Origin of the sequence: Agarivorans gilvus (assembly GCF_001420915.1) — a bacterium.
Classification (GTDB): Bacteria; Pseudomonadota; Gammaproteobacteria; order Enterobacterales; family Celerinatantimonadaceae; genus Agarivorans; species Agarivorans gilvus.
Genome location: NZ_CP013021.1, coordinates 3,858,014 through 3,871,037, shown reverse-complemented (window position 1 = coordinate 3,871,037; position 13,024 = coordinate 3,858,014). Strand labels below are relative to the sequence as shown.

The 13,024-nt window shown below is 46.8% G+C and carries 10 protein-coding genes and 2 pseudogenes; 7 read left to right on the top strand and 5 right to left on the bottom strand.

Annotated elements, in window-relative coordinates:
• Positions 1-22 precede the first annotated feature (22 nt).
• The gene (locus AR383_RS18405) at positions 23-2,104 is read left to right on the top strand and encodes a phytase (protein WP_055734453.1); all 2,082 of its coding nucleotides are present in this window, start codon (positions 23-25) and stop codon (positions 2,102-2,104) included.
• Positions 2,105-2,189: 85 nt separating this feature from the next.
• On the opposite strand, the pseudogene AR383_RS18400 reads toward AR383_RS18405, so the two are convergent.
• Positions 2,190-3,064, bottom strand: a pseudogene (locus AR383_RS18400) (DMT family transporter).
• A gap of 185 nt (positions 3,065-3,249) precedes the next feature.
• Here AR383_RS18400 and AR383_RS18395 point away from each other — a divergent pair.
• A complete protein-coding gene (locus AR383_RS18395; RefSeq protein WP_188407356.1) occupies positions 3,250-4,149 on the top strand; it encodes an HAD-IIA family hydrolase in 900 nt (299 codons plus the stop codon).
• Between the two features lie 24 nt (positions 4,150-4,173).
• Here the strand turns inward: AR383_RS18395 and AR383_RS18390 are convergent, their stop codons facing one another.
• The gene (locus AR383_RS18390; RefSeq protein WP_055734451.1) at positions 4,174-4,881 is read right to left on the bottom strand and encodes a pirin family protein; all 708 of its coding nucleotides are present in this window, start codon (positions 4,879-4,881) and stop codon (positions 4,174-4,176) included.
• Between the two features lie 423 nt (positions 4,882-5,304).
• Here AR383_RS18390 and rsgA point away from each other — a divergent pair, with 423 nt between their 5' ends.
• The 3 genes from rsgA (at position 5,305) to AR383_RS18375 (ending at position 8,999) form a co-directional block, all read left to right on the top strand.
• A complete protein-coding gene (gene rsgA, locus AR383_RS18385; RefSeq protein WP_055734450.1) occupies positions 5,305-6,351 on the top strand; it encodes a ribosome small subunit-dependent GTPase A in 1,047 nt (348 codons plus the stop codon).
• A 137-nt stretch (positions 6,352-6,488) separates the two neighbouring features.
• Positions 6,489-7,901 (top strand): AGE family epimerase/isomerase, encoded by a 1,413-nt coding sequence (locus tag AR383_RS18380; RefSeq protein ID WP_055734449.1) that lies wholly within the window; start codon positions 6,489-6,491, stop codon positions 7,899-7,901.
• Positions 7,902-8,093: 192 nt separating this feature from the next.
• Positions 8,094-8,999 carry an SMP-30/gluconolactonase/LRE family protein gene (locus AR383_RS18375; protein WP_055734448.1) on the top strand — a complete coding sequence of 302 codons (906 nt, stop codon included), beginning with the start codon at positions 8,094-8,096 and terminating at the stop codon, positions 8,997-8,999.
• Positions 9,000-9,048: 49 nt separating this feature from the next.
• Here the strand turns inward: AR383_RS18375 and AR383_RS18370 are convergent, their stop codons facing one another.
• Entirely contained in the window at positions 9,049-9,462 is a 414-nt protein-coding gene (locus AR383_RS18370; protein ID WP_055734447.1) for a hypothetical protein, read from the bottom strand.
• A gap of 164 nt (positions 9,463-9,626) precedes the next feature.
• Positions 9,627-10,532, bottom strand: a complete 906-nt coding sequence (locus AR383_RS18365; protein WP_188407357.1) for a LysR family transcriptional regulator — start codon at positions 10,530-10,532, stop codon at positions 9,627-9,629.
• A 107-nt stretch (positions 10,533-10,639) separates the two neighbouring features.
• Here AR383_RS18365 and accD point away from each other — a divergent pair.
• Positions 10,640-11,496: pseudogene (accD, locus tag AR383_RS18360) on the top strand (acetyl-CoA carboxylase, carboxyltransferase subunit beta).
• Between the two features lie 394 nt (positions 11,497-11,890).
• Positions 11,891-12,487: an aminoglycoside phosphotransferase family protein gene (locus AR383_RS18355; RefSeq protein WP_198150173.1), complete on the top strand. Its 597-nt coding sequence runs from the start codon at positions 11,891-11,893 to the stop codon at positions 12,485-12,487.
• Between the two features lie 341 nt (positions 12,488-12,828).
• On the opposite strand, the gene AR383_RS18350 is transcribed toward AR383_RS18355, so the two are convergent.
• Entirely contained in the window at positions 12,829-13,008 is a 180-nt protein-coding gene (locus AR383_RS18350; RefSeq protein WP_055734445.1) for a hypothetical protein, read from the bottom strand.
• Between the last annotated feature and the right edge of the window lie 16 nt (positions 13,009-13,024).

The following is a 13,024-nucleotide window of genomic DNA, read 5'->3' as shown; positions in this document are numbered from 1 at the left end:
AACACCTTTCAAGGAAAGAAAAATGCGTAAACTTGCTCTTAGCAGCCTAGTTCTCGCCGCCGGACTCAGCGGCTGTGGCAGCGACGACAATGGTCAAACCAATCCTGAAGTTTTGCTCACTAGCGAACTCAAAACATCTCACAGCTATGAAGATATCGCCGATGCCGCAGTCTGGCAGTCAGCCAGCGATGCCTCTCTAGATTTATTGTTAGTCAGTTTGGAAGGTGACGGCCTGGCCCTTTTCGACAGTCAAGGCCAGCAAGTCCTGCATGCAGAATTAGGTGAGGTCACCAGCGCCGATCTGCGCTATCAAATCACCGCCAGCAACGGCGATAGCATCGACCTAGTGGCTCTGGCTTTACCCGACGAACAAAGCATTGCCTTCTACTCGATTGCTCATCAAGCCAAGGCCGAACCAGAGCTACTTAGCTTGGGTGAATTGGCGCTGGACTTTGCTGCTGAAGGGCTGTGCCTTTACAAAAATACCACCACCAGTGAGTTAAGCGTGATTGGCGTCTCCGATTTAGGCATCGCCAAACAGTACAAACTGGACTTCGACGGCGCCAACATCAACAGCACCATTGTCGATGGCACCGGTCTTCCCCAAGCGGTACGCGAGCTTAACGTAGGCGGTAAATTAAGCGCTTGTGCGGTGGATGATGAAACCGCAAATTTATATATTGCCGAGCAAAATGTCGGCATCTGGGCCTATGGCGCCGATGCTGAAAACGTTAAAGAACGCAAACTGGTCGACAGCGTGGCACCGCTGGGTCACCTCGAAGAAATTGAAGGCATCGGCCTAAGCTATCAAGACGATGGTCAAGGCTACTTAGTGGTGGCCGACGAAGGCGCTGGCTTATTGTTTTATCAGCGCGATGACCTGAGCTTTAGCGCGCAAACTACAGTGGTAGGTTTTGATGAAACCAAAACTCTCGCCGTAGCACGAGATGGCCTATGGTTGGGTAATAGCGAACTTGAGCAACCAGTGTACGAAAAACTCGCTTATGCCAGTCTCAACACGCTACCAGAGCTGGCCAGCGCACCAATCACATCCAGCCTCAGCCACCGCGAGCTAAGCAATAGCAACATCAAATTGGTGAAGTCTAATGGCGAAACTGAAGCGGTAGACGACGATGGCGATGCCGCCGACGATCCGGCATTTTGGCTCAACCAAGATGAGCCTAGCGCCAGCCTAATCATTGCCACCAATAAGCAAGGCGGACTAATGGCCTACAATCTGGACGGCCAACTATTACAATACTTGCAGGAAGGCGAGCCCAATAACGTCGATTTACGCCAAAACATCGTCAATTGGGATGGCTCAAGCTTCACTCTTGCCGCCGCCTCCAATCGCGAACTCAATACCATTAGCCTCTATCAAATTCAGGCCGCCAGCAATGGTCAAGAGCCTATCGTTAAACTGCCTGCACTTGGTGAACAACTCGATCAAGATCAGTTAGTCTCTTCGGTGGATGAGGTCTATGGCCTATGTATGTATCTGGCCGCCGATGATACTCCCTATGTATTTGTAAACGGTAAAAATGGGGTGATAGAACAATGGCGTTTAAGCCCTAGCGAACAAGGTATTCATGGGCAAATGGTCAGGCAATTACAAGTAGAAAGCCAACCCGAAGGCTGTGTGGTAGATGACCAAACTGCCACCCTATATGTGGGCGAAGAAGATGTGGGCATTTGGAGTTTTAATGCCGAAGAAACCGCCAGCGGCGAAGCCACCGCTTTCGCCAGTGTTGATGGCCAACAGCTGGTCGCCGACATAGAAGGCCTGACCCTGTACGACGACGGCAGCAACAAATACCTGCTAGCCTCTAGCCAAGGCAATAATAGCTACGTGCTGTATGATCTTAACCAACAGAACCAAGTAGTAGGCAGTTTTGCGATTATTGCCGATGATCAACAGGGCTTTGATGGGGCCAGCGATACCGATGGCATTGTAGCCACTGCCGCCTACCTTGGCGAAGCCTATCCGGAAGGCTTATTTATAGCCCAAGATTGGTACAACGTTGACCCAAACTATGCGCTACAAAACCAAAACTTTAAGTTAGTGAGCTTTGAGCAAATTAGACAGGCTTTTGAGCTGCCCTAAGCACCTAGCTTAAGCCACATGCAACAGTGCGCTAAGCCCATAAAGTGAAGAGGCGGTTAAACCTACCGCCTCTCTAATTAACAGACTAAGAAGCGCTTAACTTAGCCTTGCGTTTATTCCAACTACGCTCATTTAAGGCCAGCGCAGCAATAATAATCCCTGCGCCAATACTTAAGCGCAGTACGTCGGCGTCATGGTTCCAGATTAATAGGTTGACCGCGATACCGGCGGGAATAAGTAGGTTATTGGCGACCGCCAAGGCGCCTACGTTCACTAAGGTGGCCCCTTTATTCCAAGCAAAATAACCGACACCCGAGGCTATCGTGCCCAAATAAATTAATACCCCCATTGAGTCGTTGTAGTAGGCAGTTTTTCAGCATTACCTAACAGCGCAAAACCGAGCAAGGCCACCAACAAGGCACCGATGAAGAACCAAGCAAAAACCGTACTCTGCTCTAGCTGCAAGCTAGACTTAGCCATTAAGCGCTTATAGCCCACTTGGCCGCTGGCAAAACACAGGTTAGCCCCCTGCACCAACAAGAAACCGGTAATAAAACCTTGGTCTATACCTTGGTAGCGGATCGCCACCGCGCCTAAGGTCGCAATAAAGGCGCTAAGTAAGAACTGCGCATTAAAGCGTCGCTCAATCAAATCATTGACCAAGGTAACGTAGATAGGCGTCATTACGGTAAACAGCAACACTTCGGGCACAGATAAATACAAAAACGACTGATAATAGAAGCCATACATACAACCCAACTGAATGGCCCCTATTAGCATCAGCTTAAGAGCCGTCTTCGGCTTTAGCGACTTCGGTTTTAAAAAAGGCAGAAATACCAAGGTGGCAAGGGCGATGCGTAACAACACCGAGAACCAAGCATCCACTTGGCCGGCTAAATAGACGCCAATTAAACTAAAGGAGAAGGCCCATAATAGGGTCACGGCTAACAGGTATTGCATAATCACTCTTGGCTAAAAATAAAAGCTAGAGTGTAATGTTTATAAAAATTAAGCCAAGTAAAGATTCACTTTTCTCTGTTAACCCTCAGCCAAACGAGGCACAGCCAGCGTATAAAAGGTTTTACGGCTTCATTTTCAGCGAAAAAACTGCCACAGTAAGAACAAATTTTTATCGAGTTGTAACGATGTTTTCTAGCCCTTCAGAAGCTTTTACTGCTTATTTAGCAATACCAGAAAGACTCCCCCAAAATAATGGGCAGCAGGCCAACCGAGTGATTCAGAAAATCACCGATTTAGTCGAGCATATTGATGTATTTTTATTTGATGCCTACGGCGTGCTCAACGTGGGTTCAAGCCCGATTAGCGGCGCTTGTGAGCAAATTACCAAGTTGCGCGCCGCTGGCAAAATGGTACTGGTCGTCACCAACGCAGCTACCCAAAACAAGCCGCAGCTGGTGGAGAAGTTTCAACGCCTCGGTTACGACTTCAGCGAGCAAGAAATCATAAGTAGCCGTGAAGTTCTCATGCAAGCCATCGACTTAAGCGGCAGTAAAAGCTTAGGGGTGATCACCCTTGATGAGTTTCGCCTTGATATTGAGCGCCCCTGCTTCTACCCACAAGATCCAGAGTTTTGGCAGGCCGAAGAGTTTTTATTCTTAAGCGGCCAAGCTTGGAATGAGCAACGCCAACAGCGCTTTGTTCAAGCGCTCAGAGCCCAACCGCGCACCGTGTGGGTGGGCAACTCCGATCTCATCGCGCCGCTTGAACATGGGGTATCTCAAGAGCCAGGCAGTTTTACCCTGACGCTACCCGACGATCTCTACCCCTTAGTGCGCTGCTATGGCAAGCCCTACGCGCCGATTTTTGAGGAGGCCTTGAAACGCATTGGTGCGCAACGAGGCACTATACCAGCCAAGCGCATCGCCATGATTGGTGATACCCTGCATACCGACATTTTGGGCGGCAATGCTCAAGGTTTTACCAGCGTATTAGTCACCCAACATGGTTTTTTACGCGGCTTAGATGTGGCCGAGCACATCGCCCGCAGCCAAATTATCCCCGACTTCCAGCTGGCCTCTATTTAAGCCACGCACTCAAGTCACCACAACTTAAGCGCTGGGCAAATCAAACCACAGCGCTTCAAGCGGGTAATCTTCGGTCAGCAGTAATACAGGCTCTCCAGAAAAGCCCGCGCCATCTCCGACGCGAATATTGTGCAGCTCCCGCCCAGTTTGCTGCAATTTGGCGGCTCCCGACACCACATGCAAATACGCGCAAGCCTTCATCACCTCTAATTTAAACTCACTGTGCGCTGGTAGAGTTAAGCGATACAAGGCCGCATCTTGCTTCATCAATAGCGAGCCGTCTCGGCCATCGGGGGTGACTAAGGGTGTGAGCGTTTGGCGCTGCTGAATATTCGCCTGTTGGTAGGCTGGTGCCAATCCCAGCTGTTGGGGCTTAAGCCAAATTTGTAAAAACTCCAAAGGCTCTGAGTCAGAGGCATTATATTCAGAATGACTGACTCCAGTGCCGGCACTCATCACTTGAATATCTCCCGCCGGAACTTGATAACGATTGCCCATGCTATCCACGTGTTCAACCACACCTTGGGTAACATAGGAAATAATTTCCATATCTTTATGGGAATGCGTAGCAAAACCTTGGGCAGGAGCCACCGTGTCTTGATTGATCACCCGTAACACCGAGTACCCCATGTGTTTGGGATCGTAATAATTGGCAAATGAAAAACTATGCTGGCTTTGCAGCCAACCCAAATCAACGGAACCACGCTCTTCGGCGGGTCGAAAATAATCCATAGAAATCTCCGTTACAGCATATTTTGCCGATAAAACTCATCTGTTATTCATCTACGCGAGCTAAGCACAAAACGTTTAAAACAAAATTTAACACCAAGCCAGAGGCTTAACTCACGAGACTAATTGCAACAATAGCGTGTTTAAGTATGGGTATAGCTAAGTTGTTTGGGGATTATTTTATGAATTTTTACTAGGAGTGTTAAAGTTTAGCTATGAATTTACAGCTTTGCTTCAGGACTTAAGCTACAATTTCGCATCGTTCAGTAATAAGCCCAAATAATGAGGACACAAGATGATTGTATTAAACACCCTACGGGCTCAGGAACAGGCTTCCTAACTCCTTCCTGTTAAGCCCGGTTATCACCGGGGCGACATTGCCCCCTCTAAACATTTAGAATGCACCTTAGTGCTTTGGGGTAAATAATGAGTAATTGTTTTTCTCTATCTCAACTTGGATGGAAGGCCTTCTTTCATCAACAACTCAACCTAGAACAACTTGAACAAGGTTTTGCCGCTCGCGTATTTGCACAGCATCGCAGCCACTACTTGCTAGCCACAGAACAAGGATGGTTAGAGCTGCCAGTAAGCAGCCAACAACCGCCAATAACCGTGGGTGACTGGTTATGGTTACATAATCATAAAGGCGCTGTTCGCTTGGTAAAGCTACTAGAGCGCAGCTCGCTATTTAGCCGTAAGGCCGCAGGCCCAAGCGCACAGCAGCAGCTAATTGCCGCGAATGTCGACACCGCCTTCATCGTTTGTTCGTTGAATAATGACTTTAATCTCAATCGAATTGAACGCTATCTCAGCTTAGCCAGTGAAGCGCAGGTAGAAGCGGTAGTGGTACTTAGTAAGGCCGATGGCTGCGCCGATCCACAACGCTACGTCGAGCAAGTTCAAGCACTTAAGCCAATGTTAAATGTGTTGGCCATAAATGCGCTCGACAGTGAGCAAGTGCAAGCCTTAAGTGCATGGTGCAACGTGGGACAAACGGTGGCGTTTTTAGGCTCATCGGGGGTGGGCAAATCAACCCTGGTTAACAGCTTGCTGGGCGAACAACGAAATGCCACCGGCGCCATTCGTGAGGACGATAGTAAAGGTAGGCACACCACCACCGCTCGAGCGCTGCTGCAAATGCCTAATGCCGGTTTACTGCTAGACACCCCGGGCATGCGCGAATTGCAATTAAGCGACTGTGAACAAGGGGTAAAACACACCTTCGACGAGATTAGCCAACTGGCCGAGGAGTGTAAGTTTGCCGACTGTCAGCATCAGAGCGAGCCAGGTTGTGCGGTGCAGCGCGCCATCAACCAAGGGTTATTAGACCCTAGGCGCTTAAGCTCTTACCAAAAGTTACTGCGTGAACAGCAGCTAAATGCCGCTAGCATCGCCCAGCGACGAGCCCATCAGCGGGACTTAAGCAAAATGTATAAACGGGTACAGCAACAGCACAATAAACGACAGCAATAATTTAATGCTGATTAGCGATAGCCTTGGCTATCGCTTTTTTTATCAAAAAGACAAAACTGTGCAGGCGACCATAATTTCAGCAAGGCTCTTCAGATAAAATCTTTGAGAATTAGCGGATTAGCTTTAGGAGACCATGCATGAAACGGTTAGTACTAAGTGTTTGTTTATTCGCTGGAGGCCAAGCATATGCAGTAGATGCGCCGCTGCCTCCTGCCCAACGTTGGTTAGATAGCGTCAGCAATGAGCTGGCGCCCTTTTGGCTGCATCAAGATGCCTATGGCTCTCCGCTAGGCAATTTCCCGACCTTCCGCTGTAATGATGGCTCGGCCTATCAACTGAGCCAAAGCTGTGACGAGTTGGCCAATGCGCCTAAATGGATGGCCGCGCACTTAAATGAAAACTACACTCGCATGCAAGCCCGCCATACCTTTGTTTATGGGGTGATCTTTCATTTAACTGGCGATCCTCAAGCCTTAAAATTAGCCAAGGCCGGCGTTGACTACCTACGCAGCCATTTGCTGGAAGAGCCCGGCTCGGTGATTAGCGTCACCGAACAAGGGAAATCACAGTTCTCGGCAGCGCAGCGCACTACTCAAGACATGGCCTACGCGCAACTGGGCATGGCCTTTTACTACTATTTAACTGGTGATCCAGCAGTGCTGGCCGACCTTATCAAAGTTAAAAACTATATCTTTGAGCAATATTGGGATGAGCAAAACCAGCGTTTGCGCTGGGTTAATGCCCCTTCTAGCAACGGCCAAGGCAATGAAATTGAACTGGTGGCTCAACTGGACCAAATCAATGCTTACATGTTGCTTATTTCCCCTTTGTTGCCGGAGCCAGAAAAGAGCCGCTGGAATGCCGACCTCAGCGCCCTACTCAATACCATCATGCAGCAATTTCTCAGACCCGATGATTTTCGCTTCTGGGGCACTAAACATGGCGAAGACTATCAGCAAGACTCGGCCCGCCACAACGACTTCGGCCATACCGCTAAAGCATGGTGGATGAGCTGGCTGGCGGCAGAATATCTTGGCGATAGCACCTTGGCACAAAACAGCCTCAAGGGGCTTAAGGCCACCTTGAATGCGGCCTTCATCGAAGAGGGAGAAGGCGGTTGGCGCCGTTTACCCAATGGTGCACCGGCCATTTGGTGGGAATACGCCGAGCTTGACCAAGCGGCGGCCAGTTTAGCGCTAATCGAACCCGAAGCTAGCCACTACCTAAGCCAAACCTATCCGCAATGGTTCCAACGTTTTGTGGCCAGTGATGGTGGTACTTATCCGGTGGCCAATCAAGGGCTAAAAATTCATCTCTGGAAGAGCGATTACCATGCCCTAGAGCATGCCTTAGTCGCCTACCTTAGCAGTGCTCAATTAAACGGCGAAACGGCGCGTTTGTTCTTTGCCATGCCACAACAGCAAGCTCAACTACGCCAACCCTATTTCTATAGAGCTCAAAGCATACAAGCTAAAGCTGTCGGCCAATGGCAAAACCTCGCGATCAGCGAAGTGAGCTATCGAGGCATTGGCATTAATCACTCTAAATAAGCCACCAAGGACTTAGCTTAGCCCTGCTAAGTCCTTATCTTCTCACTCTCTTCAAACCTCAGTTTTGCAGTCAGCTTCGCAAATTCACGATTATTTGATGAAAGCCTTTAATGCTTCCTTCGCCCCCCTTCACATCTGCTCAACAGTGCATACAATAAGCGGCCAAACACTGTGAAAACCATGGAAAACCACATGCAGCAAGATGCTCAGGTCAAATGTATTTGGCCCGCCGAAGCTCAGCTAGGCGAAGGCGTAGTATGGATAGAGGCAGAACAAGCACTTTACTGGGTAGATATTATTGGCCAACAGCTACACCGTTATCATCCTACTAGCGGCGAGCGCCAAAGCTGGCCACAAGACTCGATGATTAGTGCCATATTACCCACCCAAATAGACAGCCAGCCTGCTACCTTTGTGGCCTGCTACGCCGATGGGGTAAGATTGCTGCAACAACAGCAAGGTTTTCCACTGATTCAACCAGAACCAGAGTTGAGCAACAATCGCTGCAACGATGCTTGGGTGGCTCCCAATGGCGATCTTTGGTTTGGCACCATGGATATAGATATTAAAACCGCTTCCGGCCGCTTCTACCGACTCACTCCAGAGCTAGAACTAAGTGCCGAGCCTGCACGTTATTGGGTCACCAATGGCCCAACATTCAGCGCCCAGCAAGGCTATGCTTACTTTGTTGATACCGAAAACTTTATGATTAAGCGCGCAGCTTTGGCCAGCGATGGTAGCTTGTTAGCCATGCAAGACTGGCTAGAGGTTGACCGGAGTTTTGGTAATCCCGATGGCATCACTCTGGATGCCGAGCAACACCTATGGGTAGCCCATTATAACGGCGCTAGAATTAGCCGTTATACGCCTGAAGGTAAGCTGGAGCGACAAATCGCAATTCCTGCCTTAAACGTCACCAAGTGTGCCTTTGGCGGAGCGGATCTATCGACTTTATATGTGGTAACCGCGCGTGATGGCATGAGCCCGCAGCAACTAGAACAGTATCCACTCAGCGGCGGTCTATTTGCCATAGAATTAGGCGATATTAAAGGCTTAAGTACACCGCATTTTGCTATAAAAGAGTGGCCAAATGCTTAATTGCCCGGCAAAGCTCAAATAACTAATTTGAGCTTTATCGCCAACAAAACTAAAGCGCTAAGCAATCTTGGTAAGTATTAACCTTACCAACAAAACCATTCCGCCCTTTTAGGTCAACCAATAGGCCAAAACCGTATTTTAAGGGTTCATCACTTAGGTCTTCACAATATTGTTTTAATAACCTTTTGGTAATTTTTGCAGCTGCTTGAGCATTCCACTGCATTGAAAACTTCAATAAACGATATTCATAAACAATCACATCATCGGCCACATAACAGTGTGCTTTCACCGCATTGTCTCGATAGTTTACTTGCGCACATTCCTCAGTTATCTGCTCACGCAAGGTTTCTTTGTACGGCGCATTAAGTTCGGTATGATAAGCTGCGACAGCTTCTTCAACGGTAGGCGTTGAAGCACAAGCCGCCAGGCCAAAGCAGATACTCGCAATAATAAGTTTTTTCATTATCTATCCTTGAAAATTAATTTTATCACTAAATCATATACACCCATAAAAATCAATGAATTATAAAAATACAATCAAGATTGAGCCTTGCCTAGCGCACAGCTAATCACCGCGCCTAACATAGGAGGTTTAAACACCGCCTATTAGTGACATTGTTATTTTGCCTAAGTACTTTTATCTAAGTTTGCTTGGTGCTGTAAATGTTCAATAAACACTGGGATTTTTTTTGCCAAGTGTTTTCTGGACGTATAAAAGGCATACAAGACCAAATCTTCAGGCTCATACTCCATTTTTACCGTTTCCAGAGAGCCTGCATTTATTTCATGACAACAGGATTCGATTGGTAGTATCGCAAATCCCAAACCAGCTAATGCGCCTGATTTAGCTAAATAGCCACTATTGACTTTAAATGAAGACCGAACCTTTTGAGTAATAAGCTCACCTTTGGCGTTTTTGAAGACCCACGGCGTTCCATTTAGCGCGGTAAAACTATTGATACACGGAACGTGCTTCAAATCGGTAACCTGAAAAAGCCTAGGATACGCTTGTATCAGTTTAGGGGATGCCAGCACAGCGCTTGGCCAACGCCTAATCTCTTTAGCTACCCAATTATTGTCTTCAAGCTTTCCTCGATGAAAACTCAAAATAATGTCAAAGCCATCAAGTAAATCCTCTTTCGGGCTAATGCTCGTATCACAACATAACGAAATTGAAGGATATCGAGTACAAAAAGACACCATTGCTTGAGCTAAAGCAGGCGAATCAGGCATGAGAACGTTGAGCTGCCCCATCACTTCATGAGAGTGCTGAGTCACCTCCTCAAGAGCATCATTAAGTTTGTCCAGCAATGGCTGCGTTCGAAAATAAAGCTGTTCTCCCGCATCCGTAGCAATGACTCTGCGTGTGGTTCTGTCAAATAGTCGAATATCCAGTCGCTCTTCCAGCAAAGCAATGTGGCGACTGATATTTGATGTAGGCAAACTTAGAAATTCTGCTGCCCGCTTAAAGCTGTTGTTCTCATAAACGCAGTGAAAACTTTTTAACCACTGTTGGTCAATCTTATTCAGCATCTTACTTAATCCCATTATATTGGATTATAAAACCCATATAGGACACTTTATTACCAGAAACAGGCTTATACAATATTTCTCGCTAAAGTGATTTGAAGGTGTCTTCCATGAGTTGGTTAGAAAAACTATTAAATAAGAAAAATATTATCAGTACACGTAAAGCAGCGATTCCAGAGGGGTATGGGTTAAATGCCCTTCCTGTGATCAGACCTTGTACCGCATCGCCCTTGAGAAAAATCTGGAGGTGTGTCCAAAATGCGATCACCATATGAGGATGGGGGCTCGCCGTCGCTTAGAGCACTTTTTGGATACAGGCGAGCGAGTAGAAATTGCCAGTGCCTATGCACCGAAAGATTTGCTGAATTTTAAGGATCAGAAACGCTATAAGGAACGTCTTGCTTTGGCCCAGAAAAGTACAGGAGAAAAAGATGCTTTAGTTGCGATAAGAGGAAAACTTATGGGCTTACCTGTTGTGGCCTGTGCATTCGAGTTTTCTTTTATGGCTGGCTCAATGGGCTCAGTTGTAGGTGCTCGTTTTGTTCAGGCTGTTGAAACGGCGATTGATGCAAATTGTGGATTAGTTTGCTTTTCTGCTAGTGGTGGCGCTCGTATGCAAGAATCTCTAATGTCGTTAATGCAAATGTCAAAAACCAGCGCTGCGTTAAATCGTTTATCCAGTCGAGGCTTGCCTTACATTTCGGTATTAACCGACCAAACGCTGGGCGGCGTTTCAGCAAGTCTAGCCATGCTAGGTGACATTAATATCGGCGAGCCGAAGGCAATTATCGGCTTTGCTGGACGCCGTGTGATAGAACAAACCGTTCGAGAGAAATTACCCGAGGACTTTCAGCGAAGTGAGTTCCTTTTAAAGCATGGTGCTATAGACATGATTGTAGATAGGCGCGAGATGCGCAAACGCGTTAGTGGACTAATCGCTAAGATGACAAATTCGAGAGATGCTTAGCTTATGGGCTCTGTAACAAAGTAGATATAGCGACCAAAATAAAACCCCACTCATGGTACTATCCCTATAGGTAAACACAATCTTGCTTCAAAGCATGGCCGGTAACAAAGTAAGAAAGAATTCAATGCATATTAGGCATCTGAGGCAAAAACGGGAACCCGGGCTTTAATTTTCTACATTATTGCTATAATCGCTGTTTGCGTATTTGTCTTAATTTTTCGAGAGTATTGAGCCATTTAAGCGTTGGCCGCACACCTCGCCTAAAACAGCTAAAACCAATTCGCCACGCCATTAATTTGCAGAAAATCGAATTAAGTGATTACGTAACAATAGCTTGGCTTCGGAGGCTGCTTTGCTCACGACAGAAAGCTGAGCTAGTTGTAATGGGAGCATCATGGAAGAATTATCAGGTGGTAGAAAGTCGGCTATCTATCGGTGTGGAGATGTGGTTTATCGACCTCTTCAGCCTTGGAGCCCGACGATTCATCAATTATTGAAGCATTTAGAACATTCAAACCTGCATCAATGTCCTAGATTTATTGGGGTCAAAGAAAACCAAGAAATTTTAAGTTTCATTGCTGGGGATACATATAACTACCCCTTAGTGGGAGCTATAACTTCAGCCGAGGCGCTCACTTCAGCTGCTAAACTACTACGAAAAATCCATGACGCCACAGCTTCATTGCTGTCTCAGATGGACCTGAGTAAACAGCAGTGGATGCTTGAGCCCAAAGAGCCATTTGAAGTTGTTTGTCACGGTGACTTTACTCCATACAACGTCGCTCTTTCGAAAAATTTAGTGGTCGGTGTGTTTGATTTTGATACTGCACATCCTGCGCCAAGGGTATGGGATTTAGCTTATTCTGTTTATTGTTGGTCTCCGTTTAAAACTCACAGTCTTGATAAGTTAGGTTCAATTAAAGAGCAAGTTGCCAGGGCAAAACTTTTTTGTGATAGCTACGGGGCAACAGCCCTGAAAGAGAACAACTAACCGATATAATGGTTGCGCGTTTACATGCTCTAATCGCTTTTATGCGTAAAGAAGCTGAAAACGGCAATGAATTCTTTATTGCCGATATCGAGCAAGGTCATCTTCAATCGTATCTAAAAGACATAGAGTACATCTCAATAAATAAGCAAAAAATTCAGCTCGCCGTGTGCAACAAATAAACAACTAAGAACGTTTCCTCAATCCCCTTCTTCAACCTCAAACTATCGGTGATACAGGTCATAAAATCTAAGGGTAATTTCAAAATAGCCGAAACGGCTCTAATGAAACGTTTACCTACATTAAAAACCGCTTCTCAAAAGTGCTATCTAAGTTGTTACACACTAATCAATATAGTTTTGATAACGTTGATATTGCTGGCTTTTAACGAAGTCTCTGCCGGCCTTAAATGCCACAAAATCGCTACGGCTAAAGGCCAAAGCAAAACGATCATATAACACTTTCAAAACTAACTCGGCTTGTTGGTATTCCCCCGCAGTTATTGAGCTATCAAGCAACCCCAAATAGGCAAAGGACTCA

Excerpts from the sequence above, each read along its gene's own strand:
- AR383_RS18405 (WP_055734453.1), top strand. The coding sequence starts at position 23 with ATGCGTAAACTTGCTCTTAGCAGCCTAGTTCTCGCCGCCGGACTCAGC.
- AR383_RS18395 (WP_188407356.1), top strand. The coding sequence starts at position 3,250 with ATGTTTTCTAGCCCTTCAGAAGCTTTTACTGCTTATTTAGCAATACCA.
- AR383_RS18390 (WP_055734451.1), bottom strand. The coding sequence starts at position 4,881 with ATGGATTATTTTCGACCCGCCGAAGAGCGTGGTTCCGTTGATTTGGGT.
- rsgA (WP_055734450.1), top strand. The coding sequence starts at position 5,305 with ATGAGTAATTGTTTTTCTCTATCTCAACTTGGATGGAAGGCCTTCTTT.
- AR383_RS18380 (WP_055734449.1), top strand. The coding sequence starts at position 6,489 with ATGAAACGGTTAGTACTAAGTGTTTGTTTATTCGCTGGAGGCCAAGCA.
- AR383_RS18375 (WP_055734448.1), top strand. The coding sequence starts at position 8,094 with ATGCAGCAAGATGCTCAGGTCAAATGTATTTGGCCCGCCGAAGCTCAG.
- AR383_RS18370 (WP_055734447.1), bottom strand. The coding sequence starts at position 9,462 with ATGAAAAAACTTATTATTGCGAGTATCTGCTTTGGCCTGGCGGCTTGT.
- AR383_RS18365 (WP_188407357.1), bottom strand. The coding sequence starts at position 10,532 with ATGCTGAATAAGATTGACCAACAGTGGTTAAAAAGTTTTCACTGCGTT.
- AR383_RS18355 (WP_198150173.1), top strand. The coding sequence starts at position 11,891 with ATGGAAGAATTATCAGGTGGTAGAAAGTCGGCTATCTATCGGTGTGGA.